The following is a 19995-nucleotide window of genomic DNA, read 5'->3' as shown; positions in this document are numbered from 1 at the left end:
GCGTTTTGAACACAACGCCCCGAACAGGCTGTGGCAGATAGATTTTAAAGGCCACTTCCCCTTTGGCGGCGGTCGCTGCCATCCGCTGACTCTCCTGGACGACCATTCCCGCTTTTCCCTGTGTCTGGCACCCTGCACCGATGAACGGCGTGAGACCGTGCAGCAGCAGCTGGTCAGTGTGTTTGAACGCTACGGTCTGCCGGACCGGATGACGATGGATAACGGCTCGCCGTGGGGCGACACCACCGGCGTCTGGACCGCGCTGGAGCTGTGGCTGATGCGCCTGGGTATCCGGGTGGGTCATTCCCGGCCTTATCATCCACAGACGCAGGGCAAGCTGGAACGTTTTCACCGCAGCCTGAAGGCGGAAGTGCTGCAGGGCAGATGGTTCGCGGACAGGGGTGAACTGCAGCGGGCCTTCGACCACTGGCGCACGGTCTATAACCTTGAACGTCCGCATGAGGCACTTAATATGGCAGTCCCCGCCTCGCGATATCAGCCGTCTGCGCGGCAGTACAGCAGCAGTGTAATCCCGCCGGAATACGACGACAGTGTTCTGGTCAGGAAGGTGGATACCAGCGGGAAGCTGCGGGTAAAAGGTATCTGCCTGAGGGCAGGCAAGGCGTTCAGGGGTGAGCGGGTGGGACTGAAGGAGACAGCGGAAGACGGCAGTTATGAAGTGTGGTGGTACAGCACGAAAGTGGGGGTGATCGACCTGAAGAAAAAGTCGATCACCATGGGTAAAGGATGTTAAAAAGTGTTCACCATGTCCCCGAACACCTGTCTGCAATGTCCCCGGACCGTACAACCTCGTGGGGGAGGGTCAGGGAGGGGGAGCTGGCAACTCAGCATCGGAGTCGTTTGCTCCCCCATCCCAGCCTTCCCCCGTTCCACGGGGGAAGGAGCATTAAACCCCCTGAGAATTGGCGTAATTTTCTTACACTTGTCTCATTTAAGACGCGCGTCCGCCCCGCAGTTTGTGATCGCGAGCAATTTCACCTGAAAATAAATTGTGATACTCATCACAATTCAACAACAAACTTTCCTCACCATTTAGTGACTTAAGTCACATTATGTTGACAGCATCGTTTAAATATTCGCCATCGTCTTTTTTTTACACAACAATTCTGTGACAAAGATCACCAAAACAACCCCTAAAGCCCTGCCTGTAGCGTGACGCAGATCACACATCACCCCGGTTACTACGCAGCGTCATATTCGCGTGCTAGAGTCCGCGTGCATACAGTAATTGTGTAACACCGACGGCTCCCCGCCGTGCCTGTCTAATACAAAAATCAACGCGCTCTCTTATTTGTCAGCGCGTACCAATAAGGGGTGTGTTTATGTCCTCAGCAGACTTTAAGATCAAGGTTCAGAGCTTTGGTCGCTTCCTGAGTAACATGGTGATGCCAAATATCGGGGCGTTTATCGCCTGGGGTATTATCACCGCGCTGTTTATTCCAACTGGCTGGTGGCCGAACGAAACGTTCGCCAAACTGGTTGGCCCAATGATCACTTTCCTGCTGCCACTGCTGATCGGTTATACCGGTGGTCGTCTGGTGGGTGGCGACCGCGGTGGCGTGGTCGGCGCAATCACCACCATGGGTGTGATTGTCGGTGCCGATATGCCGATGTTCCTCGGTGCAATGATTGCCGGTCCTCTCGGCGGCTGGGCGATTAAACGCTTTGACCGTGCGGTTGACGGTAAAATCAAAAGCGGCTTCGAAATGCTGGTTAACAACTTCTCTGCCGGTATCATCGGTATGTTGTTGGCCCTGCTCTGCTTCGTCGCCATTGGTCCACTGGTTGAATCGCTGTCACACCTGCTCGCAGCCGGTGTAAACGTGATGGTGCAGAACAACCTGCTGCCACTGACCTCCATCTTTGTTGAGCCAGCGAAAATCCTGTTCCTCAACAACGCTATCAACCACGGCATCTTCTCGCCACTGGGTATCCAGCAGGCCAGCGAAGCGGGCAAATCGATCTTCTTCCTGATCGAAGCGAACCCGGGTCCAGGTATGGGCGTGCTGATGGCTTACATCTTCTTTGGTCGTGGTAATGCCAAGCAGTCTGCGGGCGGTGCAGCGATTATCCACTTCCTCGGTGGTATCCACGAGATTTACTTCCCGTACGTGCTGATGAACCCACGTCTGCTGCTGGCGGTAATCCTCGGTGGTATGACTGGCGTGTTCACCCTGACCGTACTGAACGGCGGCCTGGTATCTCCAGCCTCTCCGGGTTCTATCCTGGCGGTACTGGCGATGACGCCAAAAGGCGCTTACTTCGCCAATATCGCGGCGATTGCCGCAGCCTTCGCCGTCTCCTTCGTGATCTCCGCTATCCTGCTGAAAACCAGCAAAGTGAAAGAAGATGACGATATCGAAGCCGCGACCCGTCGTGTGCAGGAGATGAAAGCGCAGTCTAAAGGCCAGGGCGGCGCCGCTGCCGTGTCGACTGTCGATGCGCTGGGCGATCTGAGCCACGTACGTAAAATCATCGTTGCCTGTGATGCCGGTATGGGTTCCAGTGCGATGGGCGCAGGTGTACTGCGTAAGAAAGTGAGCGATGCCGGTCTGACCAACATCTCCGTGACCAACAGCGCAATTAACAGCCTGCCGGGCGACGTCGATGTGGTGATTACCCACCGCGATCTGACTGAGCGTGCGATGCGTCAGGCGCCACATGCGCAGCATATCTCACTGAGCAACTTCCTCGACAGCGGCCTGTACAGCGATCTGACTGCTCGTCTGGCTGCCGCACATCGCAGCGAAGAGCATCACGACAAAGTGATGACCACGCTCAATGACAGCTTCGACGAAGGCAAGGATCATCTGTTCAAGCTGGGCGAAGGCAATGTCTTCCTCGGTCTGCAGGCAGCAGATAAAGAGCAGGCGATTCGCTTCGCCGGTGAGCAGCTGGTGAAAGGCGGCTACGTGCAGCCAGAGTATGTTGAAGCGATGCTGGAGCGTGAGAAGTTAACGCCAACGTATCTCGGTGAATCCATCGCCGTACCACACGGTACTGTGGAAGCGAAAGATCGCGTGCTGAAAACCGGCGTCGTGTTCTGTCAGTATCCGCAGGGTGTGCATTTCGGTGAAGACGAGGACGATATCGCCCGTCTGGTGATCGGTATCGCGGCACGTAACAACGAGCACATCCAGGTGATCACCAGCCTAACCAACGCGCTGGATGATGACAGCGTGATTGAGAAGCTGGCGAATACCACCAGCGTGCAGGAAGTTCTCGATCTGCTGTCCGGTAACAAATCCGCCTGATTAACAGGTTAACAGGTCGTTCCCAGGGGCTGAGCATGCCCAGCCCCTTTCCCGGGCCAGGCATGCCTGGCCCTTCGTCTTATATATGGGTAACAGCATGAAAGCTTTACATTTTGGCGCAGGTAATATTGGCCGCGGTTTTATTGGGAAATTGCTGGCGGATGCCGGTATCGAACTGGTTTTCGCCGATGTGAATCAGGCCGTGCTGGATGCGCTGAATGCGCGTCACGAATATCCGGTCCACGTGGTAGGCGAGAACGCCAAGGTTGAGATCGTTAAAGGCGTCAGCTCCGTCAACAGCACCAGCGAAGATATCATTGCGCTGATTGTTGAGGTTGATATCGTTACCACGGCGGTTGGTCCACAGATCCTTGAACGCATCGCGGGTAGCGTGGCGCGCGGACTGGCCAAACGCAGTGATAGCGGTAATACCCGTCCGTTAAATATCATTGCCTGTGAAAACATGGTGCGTGGCACCAGCCAGCTGAAACAACATGTGCTGGCGGCACTGTCTGAGCAGTATCACGCCTGGGTTGAACAGCATGTCGGCTTTGTCGATTCCGCCGTGGACCGCATTGTGCCGCCAACCGAAGCCGGTGGCAGCGATGTGCTGGAAGTGACCGTGGAAACCTTCAGCGAGTGGATTGTCGACCAGACCCAGTTCAAAGGCGATCTGCCTGCTATCCCAGGCATGGAACTGACCGACAATCTGATGGCCTTCGTTGAGCGTAAACTGTTTACGCTGAATACCGGTCATGCCATCACCGCCTACCTCGGCCAGATGGCCGGTCACCAGACCATCCGTGATGCGATCCTTGATGACAAGGTACGTCAGGTGGTGAAAGGGGCAATGCAGGAGAGTGGTGCAGTACTGATCAAACGTTATGGTTTTGACGCCGCCAAACATGCCGCGTACATCGAGAAAATTCTCGGCCGTTTCGAAAACCCGTATCTGAAAGATGACGTTGAGCGCGTGGGTCGTCAGCCGCTGCGTAAACTGAGCGCGGGCGATCGTCTGATCAAGCCCACACTCGGCACGCTGGAGTATGGCTTACCACACGACAATCTGGTGATCGGTATCGCCGCTGCGATGCACTACCGCAGTGAGCAGGACCCGCAGGCGCAGGAACTGGTGGCGCTGCTGGAGAAACTCGGTCCACAGGCAACGCTGGCGCAAATCTCTGGCCTCGACGCCAACAGCGATGTCGTGGCCGCGGCAGTTAAGGCGTATAACGCCTGATTGTGACTGAAGCACTGTGCCGGTGGTGAAGGAGTCATCACCGACACAGTTACTGCTTCACGTCATAAGGGTTTATGCCATAATGCGCGCACTTTCGCACACCCTCGATCCCCCTCCAGGGCGCAGTACCGCTGTGCCTCCGGGAGCAATGACAGATATGCAGGCAATAATGGAAGAGAAGCAGGCTTTTGAAAATCGGGTGCTTGAACGCCTGAATGCCGGCCGTTCGGTGAGAAACTTTTTGATCGCCGCCGTAGAGCTATTGGCAGAAGCCGTTAACCTGCTGGTATTGCAGGTGTTTCGCAAGGATGACTACGCCGTGAAATATGCCGTCGAGCCGCTGTTGCTGGGCGATGGCCCGCTCGGCGAACTGTCGGTACGCCTGAAGCTGATCTACGGCCTTGGCGTGATCAGCCGCAGTGAATATGAAGACTGCGAACTGTTAATGGCGTTGCGCGAAGAGCTGAATGACGACAGCACCGAATACCGTTTTACCGACGATGAAATTCTCGGCCCGTTTGGCGAACTGCACTGTGTCGCCGCGCTGCCGCCGCCGCCACAATTCGCCAGCGAAGATGAAGCGTTACGCACCATGCAGCGTCAGCGTTATCAGCAGGTCGTCCGCTCCACGATGGTGTTGTCCCTGACCGATCTGATTTCCCGTATCAGCCTGAAGCAGGCGTTTAAAAAGTAACGCCACCCCACAGCCGTTTTCGTGTATCCTTGCGCCCATAGCATCAATTACGCAGGTATTTATCATGAAAGTGCAGGAAAAAGCCGAAATTAAACGTCTGAGCGATCAGCTCGACGCCCTGAATCACAAAGAGCCAGCCCTGCTGGAATCCGGCGACGCCGAGAAGCTCGGTGAATTGCTGAAAGAAAAAGATAAGCTGGTGACCGAAATCGAACGTCTGCGTGGCGTACGTGACCAGAAGCTGAGCAAAGAAGCGCAGAAACTGCAGCAGCTGCCGTTCAGCCGCGCGATTACCAAGAAAGAGCAGGCGGATCTCGGTGGTCTGAAAAAATCCGTACGCGGCATTGTGGTGGTGCACCCGATGACTGCGCTGGGCCGCGAAATGGGCCTGAAAGAGATGACTGGCTTCGCGAAAAAAGCGTTTTAAGACCTCTTCTGCCCGGCGATACACACCCATTGCCGGGCCACGCCTCTGTGCTAACTGCGGCGCTATCTTGTAGTCTCATTTGCGCTTCGCCATTAACGTCCTTGCTTATCATCGGTATCCCGAAGAGGGCAAGATATGGTCGACGCTACCGGAGCATTCCTCACTTCCGACGGTCCCTATATTCAGTCGATACTGCATTTGACGAAGGATCTGAAAGACGCTGCACGCTGTAATGATGCATTCAGTATCGACTGCCTGTTTACCATGGCACTGGAACAGGATAATCCGAACCGGGAAGCCGCAGCTGCCTTTCTCTTCGATTTATATAGCGGCCAGGAAGCGCCTCTCCAGGGGGAATGCTTCAGAGAACAGCTGGCTGAAAAAGCGTTAAATCTGTGCCAGCTGGTGTTCAAAATAGCACACAACCCAATCGATATTCCGGCAAAGCTGCTGTTAATGGGGGGATTTGAAACGCAAAGCGATTCAGATGAGCGTGCCAAAGTGCTCGACCGCTTACAGGCAAATCATCACTTTCTTAAAACGATGGTGCAGATGGAACAGCCAGCCGACTCAACAATGTTTAACACGAACCGCTGCGTCACCAACAGCGAGCTGAATGCGATGGCTAAAATACTAAATTCCCCCGTCGCCAGCCTGACCACTTTTCACCCAGCCCGTTCCGCATCACAGAACCAGAGTGAACTGACGGTATTATTTGCGCCGGACCGCCAGCAGGTGGATGCTATCCCGCTGATAATCGGGGAACACTGGCTGCTGTGGGTCATATTCACGAACGATGATGGAAAGCGTGGATCGCTATTCTTTGACAGTCTGGCGACATTGTCTGCTGAAAAAAAACCGCTCTCAATGGTATGGCGAAGATGTGTGGTTCGGCAAAGCCTGTCTGGGTTGAACAGAATCTGCAGGATAACGCACCTAACGGCTGTGGCGTGTTTGTCATGAAAGCCATGCGAAACATCAGCAAAGATCCCAGCTATCCTGAGCGGGCGCTGAAAACGGTTATCCGCGACTACAGCGTGCTTGATGAATACCAGCAGAAAAGCAATATCCGGCGCGAACGCGCTGCGCTGTTGAGTGCAGCCGTCGACCATGCCATTCAGACGGAGTCATGCAACCCGTCATCGGACGAAAAAAAAGCACCGGAAACCGATGCTTTTTTGCAGGAAAAAGCGCGCTTAACGGCGCTGCACGTAAGTGATCGCCAGCGCGACCGCCAGCACCAGCCCTTTAATAATATCCATCGCATAGTAAGGCACGGATAGCATCACCAGACCATTTTGCAGCACGCCCAGGATCACCGCACCCAGCAGCGTCCCCAGTGCATTCGGTTTACCCGCGCCCGCCAGCGACAGCCCAATCCATGCCGCGGCCACGGCATCCATCAGATAACCGCCGCCCGCATTCACCTGCGAGGAACCGATACGCGATGCCAGCAGAATGCCGCCCAGCCCCGCCAGCAGCGATGCCAGCACATAAGCGGCCACACGATAGCGCGTGGTACGAATACCGGAAAGGCGCGCCGCCTCCGGGTTGCCGCCAATGGCATACATACGGCGACCATGCTTGGTCAGCGACAGCCCCAGCTGCGCCACCACGGTGACCACCAGCATAATAATCACGATGGTCGGCACCTGACCCAGCAGGGAGAATTCCGCCGGAATGGTCCCTTCCGCCATATCACCGCTCGGCAGCACCATGTTTTCGGTAATCGAGCCGCCAAAGCTGTAGGTCATCGCCACGCCCTGCACCACAAACAGACTGGCCAGTGTCGCCAGCATATCGGGAATGCGCAGCACCACGATCATAAAGGCGTTAAACAGCCCGACCAGACAGCACAGCAGCAACGTCAGGGCAATCGCCGAGGTCGAACCGTAGCCGTACCAGACAAACAGTGAAATCACCAGCGAGTTCGCCAGCGACGCCGTCGACCCGACCGACAGGTCAAAGCCGCCAATCGTCAGCGAGATCGACACGCCAATGGCAATAACCGTCACAATGGCGATGGAGCGCAGAATGTTGATGATATTGTTCGGGTCGAGGAAGCTCTCCGATGCCAGGCCAAAGCCTGCGATCAGCGCCACTACCGTCAGCAACATTCCCCACTTATAGAGAAATTCAAAAACCTGGTGACGCCCGGCTGGCGCACCTTTCAGGGAAATATCTTTGCTGCTCACGCAGGTGTTCCTCCGGTGGAATAAAGTAAAAGCGTCTCTTCGTCAGCGGTACGCGCGTCCATTTCCGCCACAATACGGCCATCCCACAGCACGCAAATGCGATCACACAGACCGACCAGTTCGGCGAATTCACCCGAGGCATAAATCACCCCTTTGCCTTCGCGTGCCAGCTGATCGATCAGCACAAATAAATCTGTTTTGGCTTTAACATCAACGCCTTTGGTCGGCTCATCAAAAATCAGCACATCCGCGTTATTGCGCAGCCATTTGCCAATCGCCACTTTCTGCTGATTACCGCCCGACAGGCGACGCAGTATCTGCTGCGGACCAGTGGTACGCACACCGAGCCGCGCGATCACCTCTTCCGCCCAGCGCCACGCTTTACGGCGATTGAAAAAACTGAGGCGCGAGAAGCTGTTATCAGCGGTGATGCTCAGGTTCATACTGACCGGCTCTTCGATAAAAATGCCTTCTTTGCGCCGCTCTTCCGGCACCAGCGCCACCCCTTTCTCGACAGAATCATGGGGTGACGACGGTTTCCAGGCTTTGCCGTGCAGCTGACCGGCACGTACCTGACTGCGGCTGGCGCCAAACAGTGCCTTACACAGTTCCGTTTTGCCCGCGCCCGCCAGACCGGCAATACCGAGGATTTCCCCTTTGCGCAGCGACAGCGAAATATCATGCAGCAGGGCGTCATCGTGCAGCCCTTCGATGCTCAGCAGCGTCTCACCGTTGCAGGCGGCACGGCGCGGCGGATAGATATCATCCAGCTGATGACCGAGCATTTTTTCCACGATTTGCTCACCGGTCAGATGCTGCATTGGCCCGGTCTCAATCAGGCGGCCATCGCGCAGTACCGTCAGCTGGTCGCAAATCGCTTTCAGTTCGTGAATACGGTGGGAGATAAACACCACACCAATGCCGTTCTGCTGCAGGCGACGTACGACCGCGAACAGGCGTTCACTTTCATGCTGATCGAGCGGTGCGGTAGGTTCATCGAGGATCAGAAAGCGGCAGTGGTGCGACAGCGCACGCGCCAGCAGGATTTGCTGTTTCTCCGCCAGTGAACACTGATCAATACGGCGACGCACATCCATCTGCACATCCAGCTGCGCCAGCAGCTCGCGCGCCTGACGGCGGATCGCACTCCAGTTATACAGCTGGCCGTTTTCCGCCAGCAGGTCCAGCATAATGTTTTCCGCCACGCTGAGCGTTGGCACTAGCGCCACATCCACTTCCTGCTGCACCAGGTGAATACCCAGCCGTTTGGCATCGCGCGGCGAGTTGATCGCCACCGGCTGACCGTCGAGCAGAATGTCACCCTGATAGTGGTTATGCGCGCCCGAAAGAACTGCCATCAGCGTCGATTTCCCCGCACCATTCGCTCCGGTCAGGGCATGGATCGAGCCACCTTCAAGGGTAAAATCCACCTGCGTCAGCGCAGCAAAACCGCCAAAAGCGATGGAAATGTTGTGCATTTCAAGGCGATTTAACGCAGTCATTGGGATTTTTGCTCTCGGCTGTCTGTGATGAATTCGTCGCATTCTTATCGGAATGATTTCCATCGGCAACGAATGAAAGTGCATAAGCTAACACAAAATGTTATTAGCCATCCAGACATCCAGACATAACAGAGAGATCACGCAATAAAGGTGCTGATTAGCAGAATGAATCGCGTCCTTAGCTGCAGAAGAGCAAAAGGATCTGCTGGCAGTGATTGCGCTGCGCTTAACGGTGAGAAAAAATAACAAATTCAGCGCTGCCATTAACCGAATTAGCGCAGACGGGGTTACACTGCTGCGGTTTTCGCTGGTAATCACTTTTTCGCCTCAGGAGGCAACAGTATGAATGAAGGCCCATTGACCGACAAAGAGCTGCAATGGCTTGAGACGCTGCTGGAAGAATATGGCAACGACGACTCGATACTGGATGTCGCTGAACTGGATGGTCTGCTGACGGCAGTGCTTTCCGGCCCAACGGCGGTGGAACCCAGCCAGTGGCTGGTGGCAGTGTGGGGCGGTGAAAAGCGTGTGCCGAAGTGGAAGAATGAACGTGAGATGAACCGCTTTATGGATCTCTGCTTCCAGCATCTGAATGATATTGCCGATCGTCTGGCGGATTTCCCCGACCAGTTTGACCCGCTGTTTGGCGTGCGTGAAATGGAAGGTCAGGAGTTTGTCGTCGCTGAGGAGTGGTGCTTTGGCTATATGCGTGGTGTGGCGCTGAGCGACTGGTCAGCCCTGCCTGCATCACTGCAACCGGCGCTGGATGCCATTGCCCTGCACGGCACCGAAGACGGTGCGGAAAAGCTGGATCAACTGGATGCGGACGAGATGGAAGAGAGTATCGCCGCGATTCGCCCGGCGGCGCTGGCGCTGCATGACTACTGGCTGACGCAGCCGGAGGCCGTTCCATCCCCGCAGCAACCGGTGGTGCTGGATGCCAAACCAGGACGTAACGATCCCTGCCCATGCGGTAGCGGCAAAAAGTATAAGCAGTGCTGCCTGCATTGATGGTGTCGTTCGAAGATGGATGTGGCGGGGATCACTGAGCTTGTTCCTTCCCCCATGAGATGGGGGAAGGAGCAACGGATTACTTAGCAGACGCGAAACGTGCCGCCGCTTCGTCCCAGTTCACCACATCCCAGAAAGCTTTGATGTAGTCAGGACGTTTGTTCTGATATTTCAGGTAGTAAGCGTGTTCCCACACATCCAGGCCAATGATTGGGAAGCCTGAAGTACCGGAGATCGCTTCACCCATCAGCGGGCTGTCCTGGTTAGCAGTAGATACTACCGCCAGTTTGCCGTTCTGCTTAACCAGCCACGCCCAGCCAGAACCGAAACGGGTTGCCGCTGCTTTTTCAAAGGCTTCTTTGAACGCGTCCACGCTGCCGAACTCGGCTTCGATTGCGGCTTTCAGATCACCCTGCAGGGTGGTGCCTTTTTTCAGACCTTTCCAGAAGAAGCTGTGGTTAGAGTGACCACCTGCGTTATTACGCAGCACAGTTTTCTTATCAGCAGGCACCTGATCCAGTTTGGTGATCAGTTCATCAACCGGCAGGTTAGCGAACTCAGTGCCTTCCAGCGCCGCGTTGGCGTTGTTGACATAGGTCTGGTGGTGTTTGGTGTGATGGATTTCCATCGTCTGCTTGTCAAAATGCGGTTCCAGTGCGTCGTATGCGTAAGGCAGGGATGGCAGTGAATAGCTCATGTTCATCATCTCCATTAATGTTGGGCGGCGCTCTGAGTTTTGGGTTAGCACCGCGTAAGCAGTCGGATCATTATAGTTAAATAAATGATCTCGAAAAGCGTAATCAATGCCTTTTATTTTATATGGTTATTACACATAGGGAAATTCAGCTCCACGCCTCAGATGCCATTGCCATATCATCGGATGGGTCATCACTGTCATCACTATCGTGATCACTGTCAGTGTCATCTGAGCTGCCCTCAAGTGCGCTTTGATGCACTTCCGCCAGCGGGTGATCAATCGATACGGTGACCGTCTCCAGCCTGACACCGGATGATACTAACAATTCAGTGATCGTTTTCGTGACCTCAGCAACGGACTGGCAGGTGGAAACCGTAATGCACTTATTGGTCTCGAGGTAATTATGCGCCACGCTTCTGACGGGCATCCCCATGACGTTGTCTTCTGAGCCAGGATTCAGAATTAGCAGGTGCTGCCGGTAATCAAACAGCCAGCCAAGAAACTGCGCAACGGGTATCTCCGCCCGCAGGTTGCCACTGTCGCCACCCAGCTCATGGAACTGGCAATCCGGCGAAATGGCATATAACAGAACGGAGTGATTATCTTGCTGCCAGTTAAAGGTGATCATCAGCAGTTGCTCTGGATTCACAGGATTGGGCCTCGGACGCAATAACATCGCATAAGTCAGTGCAACCAGTTCGCCACACTGCACATTAAGCGTAATCTGCGCCCGGGAAGTATTTGGATCGGTATGATCACGCATTGCCCGTGTGCTACGGTGGCTAAATCTGAGCCAGCCTGCATTTGGCGGCGGCACTGTGGCATTGAGTTGCGCTAATTCCTGCGCCTTCTCCCCCTGGTAGACCCTTGCTACAATCTCAACAAATTGCTGTTGTTGCAGGTTTGCCGGGCTGGAGATGCTCAGCTGCTTGCGATGAATACCGATAATCACCCGTTCGCTGATTGTTTGTCGCAGCCTGTGCAGTTTCTCCTGCCGGACATCGATGTCCACCGCCGTGCCCGTCGCATCTGCGCTGTTAACACGGAATAATCCCCAGCCAGATAAGATCTCAAATGCCGCAGCAACTTCCTCCAGCGGCCTCGGAAAAGGCTCAGGGATCATAATCTTAAGCTGCTGTTTGTTACCCGCCAGCAAACGGCGAAGATGCTGTGATGCCTCAAGCAGCTCGTCACGTTGAAATGGGGTATCCGTTTGTGATCCATAGACCATGCTTCCCACTAAACCGACAACATGTTCAGCGGAAAAAGTATACGTCGGGTGCGAAACAGATCCAGACTGCCCGGCCGGGCGCCTGCCAGCGACTGGCGTCTCACGGAAGAAATCATTCACCATACTGGTCAGCGCATTAAGCGGTCCAGGCGATGTCTGCACCTGCCTCAGTGACTGATTAAACGCCGGGAAACCGCAGGCAGATGGCATTTCCTGATGCTGAGACGCCACATGTTCTGCTGACATCCATGATGAACCAACCACAGGCTCAGGTGTGGTGAGGTTAAACTGTGCAGGCGTATTCCCCACTAAGGCGACGTTGCCATGCAGGCTACTGGCATTCAGGGCGGGTGGCTGAGACTGATCAAACGTCAGCGCCCTGGTGGTGGGAGTACAGGGCACTAACTGGCTATCCATGTCACTCATCTTGCTCTCCTCTCTGGTGGCTAACCCGACATTGAGTGGGTGAAATAATAACCAGCCACATTCCACAGGTCAGCGACCAAAAAGGAAAAGAGCGTTTTTCATAACAGAATGACGGCAGAAGCCGTCATTTTTACGTGATTTCGCTAATTTTATCGCACCAGCGCTGCCAGCGATTTATCCAGCGCACTCACCAGCCAGTCAATATCGCTCTCCTGGAACGCCAGCGGTGGACGCAGCTTCAGCACGTTGCCATACGGACCCGCGACGGAAGTCAGCACATGGTGCTCACGCAGTTTCTCAATCACATCCAGCGCCAGGGCTTTATCCGGCGTTTTACTGGCGCGATCTTTGACCAGCTCAAAGCCGATAAACAGCCCGGCGCCGCGCACATCACCGACACACTCATATTTATCCATCAGCGTCTTCAGTGCCGTCAGCAGCTTATCACCCACAACCCGGCTGTGTTCCTGTAGCCCTTCCTCTTTAATCACTTTCAGTACCGCCTGCGCCGCCGCCATCGCCACCGGATTGCCACCAAAGGTGTTGAAATACGGAATTTCATCACTGAATGCCGCAAGTACATCGCTTTTCGCCAGCAGCGCGGAAACTGGAATACCATTGCCCATCGGTTTGCCAGTGGTCACCACATCCGGCACCACGCCATGGCGTGCAAAGCCCCAGAATGCGTCGCCGGTACGGGCAAAACCCGGCTGCACTTCATCAGCGATAAAGATGCCGCCATTGTTGTGCACCACCTCAATCGCCTGCTGCAGAAAACCCTTCGGCCCCGGCAATACGCCATCTGAGGAGAAAATCGAATCAGCCAGGAAACCGGCGAACTTAATGCCATGCGCCGCCATATCATCAATTTGCTTCTGAATTTCCGCAGCGAACCAGGCGCCGAGATCCGGCGCATTCACCCGGTAGCGATCCGGCGGCGGCACCAGGCGGGTAGTGGCAGCCAGCGCCTGGCCAGTGCCCAGTGCCGGTGAGGCGCCAGACGTCAGGTCGCTGGTGCCATGATACGCTTCCTGGCTGACAATAATGCCGGTGCCGCCGCTGTAAGCACGCGCTACACGAATCGCCAGGTCATTCGCTTCCGAACCGGTGCACATATACATTGCCCGGTCGATTTCGCCCGGCATAGTCGCCAGCAGCTGCTCTGAATAGTCGAGAATGGCTTCATGCAGATAGCGGGTATGGGTATTCAGCATCCCCATCTGCTGATGCACCGCCTCTATCACTGCCGGGTGACAGTGACCAATACTGGCGACATTGTTATACACATCAAGGTACTTATCTCCGGCCGCATCCCACAGATACTGGCCTTTACCGCGTACCAGATGCACGGGCTTGCGATAAAACAGACGATACGATTCACCGAGCACTTTGCTGCGTTTATCGGTCAGCTTGCGCACATCGGCATCGAGGCCATCGGCGTGTTCTGCGCGAAAACTGTTGGTATCCATGATGGTCGAACGTGTAGCCATGATAACTCCCGTTGCGAAATGTAGTGTTGCCTGACGGCGCAAAGTCATTCTTCTGCACAACCTGTGACCTATCATGGCGCATTTTTGCCAAAATGCAACCAAATACACAAATACAATAAAATACACATATGCAGAGAGACGCGTTGTCAGGTAAGCTGGAGTGATTCACTGGCAGGGAACCCAATATCATGCTGCAGGAAACCCGTTTACATCGCATCCGCGCGTTGCTGAGCACGCTGAATCAGGTCAGTACCGAGAGAATTATCAAAGAGTTAGGTATTTCACGTGAAACCGCACGGCGCGATATCATTGAACTGGAAGCACAGGGACTGGCGCGCCGGGTACATGGTGGCCTGGTGGCAACCGACAGCGTACCGGAACCACCACTGACCGTACGCAGCACGGTGATGGCACGCGAGAAACGCGCCATCGCCCGCGCAGCCGCACAGCGCTTACAGTCCGGCCAGACCCTGTTCCTCGATGCCGGCAGCACCACCACTATGCTGGCGGATGAGCTGCGTTCGATGTCCGGCTTAACCATTATCACCAACAGCCTGCAGGCGGCGCTGCGGCTGAGTGCCGGGGAAGAGCATGAGACGCTGAATAATGAGGTGATCCTGCTTGGCGGCAGCATGATGGCCGGGGCGCAGCAAACGCGCGGTGAACTGACAATTGCCGAGATTACCCGCTGGCGCGCGGATGTGGCGCTGTTATCGCCCGTCGGTGTCGACAGTCACAACGGTGCCAGCAGCTTTCATCCGTATGAGGCCGCCATTGCCCGCGCGATGACGCAGCAGGCTAAACAGTTGATCCTGCTGGCCGATCACAGCAAGCTGGGCGTTACCAGCCGCCGGATATACGCCACCAGCAGCGAAATCAGCCTGCTGGTGACCGACAGCGAAGCGCCCAGACAGGCGGCGTTTACCGCACTGCAGCACAAGCTGCCGGAGATTTTGCTGGCTTAAACCAGCCGTTGTGGATGGGTATAGACGGTGGCGCGGCCCGGCTTACTGAAGCCAACCAGCGTCAGATTACTGCGTTCTGCCACCTCTACTGCCAGTCGGGTGGCCGCAGAAACAGCAAACAGAATTTCGACGCCGCACATTGCCGCTTTCTGCACCATCTCATAGCTGGCGCGGCTGGAAACCAGCACCGCACCCGGCCCCCACTGCTGCTGGCTGCGGTAACCCAGCAGTTTATCCAGCGCCACATGACGCCCGACATCTTCACAGCCACCCGCCAGCTGCCCGTCTGGCAGTACCCAGGCCGCAGCATGCGTGCAGCCGGTAAACTCGCCCAGCGGCTGATAGTCACGCAACTGGCCAAGTGCACAATCCAGCTGCGCCAGCGCAAACGTCTGACTAAACGGCAGCGGCTGCACCGGTTTACCGATTTCCGCCAACTGCTCGACGCCGCAGACGCCACAACCGGTACGTCCCGCCATCGCCCGGCGCTGCTCTTTCAACCCCATAAAGCGCCGGCTGGACAGCTCCACCTGCACCTCAATCCCGTTGCAGCCGTTAACAATATCAATGCCAAAAATATCGCCGGGCGCGGCAATAATTCCTTCCGAGAGCGAAAAACCGATAGCAAACGCTTCCAGATCTTTCGGCGACGCCATCATCACCACATGTGAGATACCGTTATACACCAGCGCCACCGGCACTTCGTCGGCCAGCCAGTCGGCCTGCGGCTGTTGTAAATCCGCCTTTTGCCACACCTGCACGGCACTCATGCCGGGCAGATTTTCTGCGGCCTTCGCCTGCTTATTTTTCACTTTTAGATCACCTTCAGTGCCACGTTGCGCCCACGCCGGCAATTCTGAACCGATCCCCCCACAGACGCAATTGCTAAAATTTTGAGCAGAAATGCAGCAGTATGGCTGCTATCATCAGCCACTACGCCTCCTGCGTGTATCGCGCGTCAAACCACAGGAAAACACTGATGAGTATTCGCATCATCCCGCAACGGGCGGCAGAAGAGAGCGGACAGCCCGCAGTGGAAAGCATTCCGCCGCTGCTGTTCCCCAGGCTGAAAAGTTTGTACCGCCGCCGGGCTGCGCGTCTGCGCGACCTGGCAGCGAAAAACCCGCTGGGCGACTATCTGCGCTTTGCTGCGGTGATCGCCGAAGCGCAGGAAATTGTGCTGTATGACCATCCGCTGAAGATGGATCTGCATGCCCGGCTGGTCGCGACTGCCGCCAGTGGTAAGCCACCGCTCGATATCCACACCCTGCCGCGCGATGCGCACTGGCAGCGTCTGCTGCATTCGCTGATTGCCGAAATGAAACCGGAAATGAGCGGGCAGGCACTGGCGGTACTGGAAAATCTGGAAAAAGCCTCCGCACCGGAGCTGGAAGCGATGGCCAGCGCCATGCTCAGCCACGAATTTGCCCAGGTCAGCAGTGATAAAGCGCCCTTTATCTGGGCGGCGCTGTCGATTTACTGGGCGCAAATGGCAGCACTGATCCCCGGTAACGCACGCACCGAAGCCGGTTCACAACGCCAGTTTTGCCCGGTATGTGGCAGCGTGCCGGTCAGCTGTGTGGTGCCGATCAGCGCCGGACAGCAGGATCTGCGCTATCTTCACTGTAATCTGTGCGAAAGCGAATGGCATGTCGCCACGGATAGCTGCAGCAACTGCGAGCAGAAACGCGATTTGCATTACTGGTCACTGGACAGCACCAGCGGGCGGGTAAAAGCCGAAAGCTGTGGCGATTGCGGCACCTACGTCAAACTGCTGTACCAGCAGCAGGACCCGGCGCTGGAAGCCGTCGCCGACGACCTGGCCTCACTGGTGCTGGATGCACGCATGGAGCAGGAGGGCTTTGCCCGCAGCAGCCTTAACCCGTTTCTGTTCCCGGGTGAATAGCCTGACGGGTGAAGGATGCATTCCCGTATCATCATCAGCAATGGAGGAGCGTAATGAAACTGATCGGCAATTACACCAGCCCTTATGTGCGTAAAATTTCCGTCATCATGCTGGAAAAAGGCATTACGTTCGAATTCGTCAATGAGTCGCCATGGCATGAAGGGAGCCATGTTCCGCACTATAACCCGCTGGGAAAAGTGCCCGCGCTGGCGGTCAGTGCCGATGAAATCTGGTATGACTCGTCGATTATTGCCGTGTATCTTGAGCATCTGAACATTGACCCGGTATTGATCCCGCGCGACCCTCTCGCCTCGCTGCAGGTACGGCAGCTTGAGAAGCTGGCAGACGGTGTTTGTGATGCGGCGCTGGTGATTGTGCGCCACCAGATGCTGCCACCGGAGCAGCAGTCGGAAGCAGAATTACTGCGCCAGCGCGGAAAGATTTTGCGCGGGCTGGATGAGCTGGAACGGCATGCGGCACAGGGGAAATGGCTGAACGGGGAAGCGCTGACGCTGGCGGATATCGCCACTGCCTGCACCATTGGTTATCTGAACTTTCGCCGCGTGGTGCCGAACTGGTGTGTTGATCGCCCGGCGCTAATCAAACTGGCGGAGAAGATGTTTCAGCGCGAGAGTTTTGCCCGCACGGTGCCGCCGACGGCATAAGTGCCGCTGGAACAGAACCTCAGGCGACTGAGAAGACCAACGCCCAGAGAACACGGGCAGAAGAGGAAAGCGTCCCGCGCCAGGGATGGCGCGGGCCGAGCGGTCAGGATGACGAATAGCGACTTTCCGATCGGCCCGTGTTCCCTAGGCCTGCACGGTGTATCAGACATCAGGAGCCGGGTACGGCTCCCTTTCAGACCCTTACTGCAGCAGCGAAATATCCGCCACCTGCAGGAACAGCTCGCGCAGTTTCGCCAGCAGAGTCAGACGGTTAATGCGCACCGCCTGATCGTCAGCGTTTACCATCACTTTATCGAAGAAGTTGTCCACCGACTCGCGCAGCTGCGCCAGTTCGATTAACGCATCCTGATAACGGCCTTCCGCAAAGTACGGCTGCAGTTTGCTGCTCAGCGCGGTGACGAAGGTCGCCAGTTGGATCTCTTCGTTCTCCTTCAGCAGCGACGCCTGCACGCTGTCATTCAGCGTTTCGGTAGATTTCGCCAGGATATTTGACACACGCTTGTTGGCCGCTGCCAGCGCCGCGGCTTCTGGCAGCGTACGGAAGTGCGACACCGCCTTCATACGCGCATCAAAGTCCGCCGGACGGGTTGGACGACGCGCCAGTACCGCCTGCAGCGTATCCACGCTGTGGCCCTCTTCCTGATACCAGCTGCGGAAACGACCGAGCATAAAGTCGATCACGTCATCAACAACCTGCTGATTGCTCAGCTTGCTGCCATACAGACGCACGGCTTCTTCGGTGAGTGTCTGCAGATCGAGCGGCAGGTTTTTCTCCACGAGAATACGCAGCACGCCCAGCGCAGCACGGCGCAGTGCGAACGGGTCTTTATCGCCTTTCGGATGCTGACCAATACCGAAAATACCGGCCAGGGTGTCCATCTTATCGGCAATCGCCAGCGCACAGGCAACCGGATTAGACGGCAGCTCGTCACCGGCGTAACGCGGCTGATACTGCTCGTTCAGTGCAACCGCAACGTCTTCCGCTTCGCCATCGTGGCGCGCGTAGTGCATCCCCATCACACCCTGGGTGTCGGTAAATTCGAACACCATGTTGGTCATCAGGTCGCACTTCGACAGCAGACCCGCACGGGTTGCATGCGTGACGTCAGCACCGATCTGTCCGGCAACCCAGCCCGCCAGCGCCTGAATACGGTCCGTTTTATCGCGCAGCGTACCCAGCTCTTTCTGGAACAGTACGGTTTCCAGACGCGGCAGGTGATCTTCCAGACGCTTTTTACGGTCAGTGTTAAAGAAGAACTCGGCATCGGCGAGACGCGGGCGCACCACTTTCTCGTTACCGGAGATAATCTGCTGCGGGTCTTTCGACTCGATGTTGCTGACGAAAATAAAGTTCGGCAGCAGTTTGCCGTCGTTGCCATACACCGGGAAGTACTTCTGATCGCCCTTCATGGTGTACACCAGCGCTTCGGCTGGCACCGCGAGGAATTTCTCTTCGAAGGTGGCGGTCAGCACCACTGGCCACTCGACCAGCGAGGTCACTTCTTCCAGCAGGCTGTCGCTCAGATCGGCATTGCCGCCAATCTTACGCGCTGCTTCTTCGGCATCGGCTTTAATTTTTGCTTTACGCGCATCGTAATCCGCCAGCACTTTACCGCGCTCCAGCAGAATCTGCGGATACTGATCGGCGTTGTCGATGGTGAACTCGGGCTCGCCCATAAAGCGGTGGCCACGGATGGTACGCGCGGATTCAATGCCCAGGATAGTGGCCGGAATCGACTCATCACCCAGCAGCAGGGTTACGGTATGCACCGGACGCACAAACTGCGTCTCGTTCGCGCCCCAGCGCATCAGTTTCGGGATTGGCAGCTTCGCCAGCGCGTTAGCAACCATCGCGGGCAGCAGCTTTTGCGTGCTTTCGCCTTTGCTCTGCGCACGGTACAGCAGCCATTCACCTTTGTCGGTGCTCAGACGCTCAGCCTGATCCACGGTGATACCACAACCCCGCGCCCAGCCTTCAGCAGCCTTGGTGGCCACGCCGTTAGCATCAAACGCCGCAGCAATCGCCGGGCCGCGTTTTTCTACTTCGCGATCGGGCTGCGCAGCGCTCAGGTTAGCGACTTTCAGCGCCAGACGGCGCGGCGCAGCAAACCAGCTGACGTCACCGTGCGCCAGGTCGGCCGCATCCAGTTCAGCAGTAAAGTTCGCGGCAAAAGATTCAGCCAGATTGCGCAGGGCTTTTGGTGGCAGCTCTTCGGTGCCAATTTCCACCAGGAAAGTTTTCTCAGTCAT

The 19995-nt window shown here is 56.1% G+C and carries 16 protein-coding genes and 1 pseudogene; 10 read left to right on the top strand and 7 right to left on the bottom strand.

Annotated elements, in window-relative coordinates:
* From ACSZO1_RS01870 to ACSZO1_RS01845, 6 genes and pseudogenes are all read left to right on the top strand, one after another.
* Window positions 1-754 (top strand): DDE-type integrase/transposase/recombinase (locus tag ACSZO1_RS01870; protein ID WP_437608948.1); only part of this gene is annotated, 754 nt, incomplete at its 5' end.
* Window positions 755-1343: 589 nt separating this feature from the next.
* Window positions 1344-3275 carry a PTS mannitol transporter subunit IICBA gene (locus tag ACSZO1_RS01865; protein ID WP_437608946.1) on the top strand — a complete coding sequence of 644 codons (1932 nt, stop codon included), beginning with the start codon at window positions 1344-1346 and terminating at the stop codon, window positions 3273-3275.
* A gap of 97 nt (window positions 3276-3372) precedes the next feature.
* Complete coding sequence (gene mtlD, locus ACSZO1_RS01860) at window positions 3373-4515, top strand: mannitol-1-phosphate 5-dehydrogenase (RefSeq protein ID WP_437608944.1); 1143 nt, start codon at window positions 3373-3375, stop codon at window positions 4513-4515.
* A gap of 148 nt (window positions 4516-4663) precedes the next feature.
* Window positions 4664-5209: a mannitol operon repressor MtlR gene (gene mtlR / locus ACSZO1_RS01855; protein ID WP_437608956.1), complete on the top strand. Its 546-nt coding sequence runs from the start codon at window positions 4664-4666 to the stop codon at window positions 5207-5209.
* Between the two features lie 64 nt (window positions 5210-5273).
* The gene (locus tag ACSZO1_RS01850) at window positions 5274-5636 is read left to right on the top strand and encodes a YibL family ribosome-associated protein (protein WP_437608942.1); all 363 of its coding nucleotides are present in this window, start codon (window positions 5274-5276) and stop codon (window positions 5634-5636) included.
* A gap of 135 nt (window positions 5637-5771) precedes the next feature.
* Window positions 5772-6919: pseudogene (locus ACSZO1_RS01845) on the top strand (hypothetical protein).
* On the opposite strand, the gene ACSZO1_RS01840 reads toward ACSZO1_RS01845, so the two are convergent.
* Together ACSZO1_RS01840 and ACSZO1_RS01835 are read right to left on the bottom strand one after the other, a co-directional pair.
* A complete protein-coding gene (locus ACSZO1_RS01840; RefSeq protein WP_437608940.1) occupies window positions 6833-7831 on the bottom strand; it encodes an ABC transporter permease in 999 nt (332 codons plus the stop codon). The pseudogene ACSZO1_RS01845 and the gene ACSZO1_RS01840 overlap by 87 nt on opposite strands.
* Window positions 7828-9333: a sugar ABC transporter ATP-binding protein gene (locus tag ACSZO1_RS01835; RefSeq protein WP_437608938.1), complete on the bottom strand. Its 1506-nt coding sequence runs from the start codon at window positions 9331-9333 to the stop codon at window positions 7828-7830. The genes ACSZO1_RS01840 and ACSZO1_RS01835 overlap by 4 nt, the downstream gene beginning before the upstream one ends.
* Window positions 9334-9675: 342 nt before the next feature.
* Between ACSZO1_RS01835 and ACSZO1_RS01830 the strand changes: the two genes are divergently transcribed.
* The gene (locus ACSZO1_RS01830; RefSeq protein ID WP_437608936.1) at window positions 9676-10344 is read left to right on the top strand and encodes a YecA family protein; all 669 of its coding nucleotides are present in this window, start codon (window positions 9676-9678) and stop codon (window positions 10342-10344) included.
* Between the two features lie 79 nt (window positions 10345-10423).
* On the opposite strand, the gene sodA is transcribed toward ACSZO1_RS01830, so the two are convergent.
* From sodA to ACSZO1_RS01815, 3 genes are all read right to left on the bottom strand, one after another.
* Window positions 10424-11041, bottom strand: a complete 618-nt coding sequence (sodA, locus tag ACSZO1_RS01825) for a superoxide dismutase [Mn] (RefSeq protein ID WP_437608934.1) — start codon at window positions 11039-11041, stop codon at window positions 10424-10426.
* A 145-nt stretch (window positions 11042-11186) separates the two neighbouring features.
* Entirely contained in the window at window positions 11187-12698 is a 1512-nt protein-coding gene (locus ACSZO1_RS01820) for a hypothetical protein (RefSeq protein WP_437608932.1), read from the bottom strand.
* 149 nt (window positions 12699-12847) lie between these two features.
* On the bottom strand, window positions 12848-14188 hold the full coding sequence (locus ACSZO1_RS01815; protein WP_437608930.1) for an aspartate aminotransferase family protein: 1341 nt from the start codon (window positions 14186-14188) through the stop codon (window positions 12848-12850).
* Window positions 14189-14376: 188 nt separating this feature from the next.
* On the opposite strand from ACSZO1_RS01815, the gene ACSZO1_RS01810 reads away from it, so the two are divergent.
* Entirely contained in the window at window positions 14377-15153 is a 777-nt protein-coding gene (locus tag ACSZO1_RS01810; protein ID WP_437608928.1) for a DeoR/GlpR family DNA-binding transcription regulator, read from the top strand.
* On the opposite strand, the gene fdhD is transcribed toward ACSZO1_RS01810, so the two are convergent.
* The gene (gene fdhD / locus ACSZO1_RS01805; protein WP_437608955.1) at window positions 15150-15923 is read right to left on the bottom strand and encodes a formate dehydrogenase accessory sulfurtransferase FdhD; all 774 of its coding nucleotides are present in this window, start codon (window positions 15921-15923) and stop codon (window positions 15150-15152) included. The two genes, ACSZO1_RS01810 and fdhD, sit on opposite strands and share 4 nt — an antisense overlap.
* Window positions 15924-16132: 209 nt before the next feature.
* Between fdhD and fdhE the strand changes: the two genes are divergently transcribed.
* Together fdhE and ACSZO1_RS01795 are read left to right on the top strand one after the other, a co-directional pair.
* Window positions 16133-17059 carry a formate dehydrogenase accessory protein FdhE gene (fdhE, locus tag ACSZO1_RS01800; RefSeq protein ID WP_437608926.1) on the top strand — a complete coding sequence of 309 codons (927 nt, stop codon included), beginning with the start codon at window positions 16133-16135 and terminating at the stop codon, window positions 17057-17059.
* Window positions 17060-17112: 53 nt separating this feature from the next.
* Entirely contained in the window at window positions 17113-17724 is a 612-nt protein-coding gene (locus ACSZO1_RS01795; RefSeq protein WP_437608924.1) for a glutathione S-transferase, read from the top strand.
* 201 nt (window positions 17725-17925) lie between these two features.
* On the opposite strand, the gene glyS is transcribed toward ACSZO1_RS01795, so the two are convergent.
* Entirely contained in the window at window positions 17926-19995 is a 2070-nt protein-coding gene (glyS, locus tag ACSZO1_RS01790) for a glycine--tRNA ligase subunit beta (RefSeq protein ID WP_437608922.1), read from the bottom strand.

The organism is Erwinia sp. V71, from assembly GCF_965644245.1.
In the GTDB taxonomy this organism is placed as follows: Bacteria; Pseudomonadota; Gammaproteobacteria; order Enterobacterales; family Enterobacteriaceae; genus Erwinia.
This window is presented reverse-complemented; position numbering and strand designations above follow the sequence as displayed.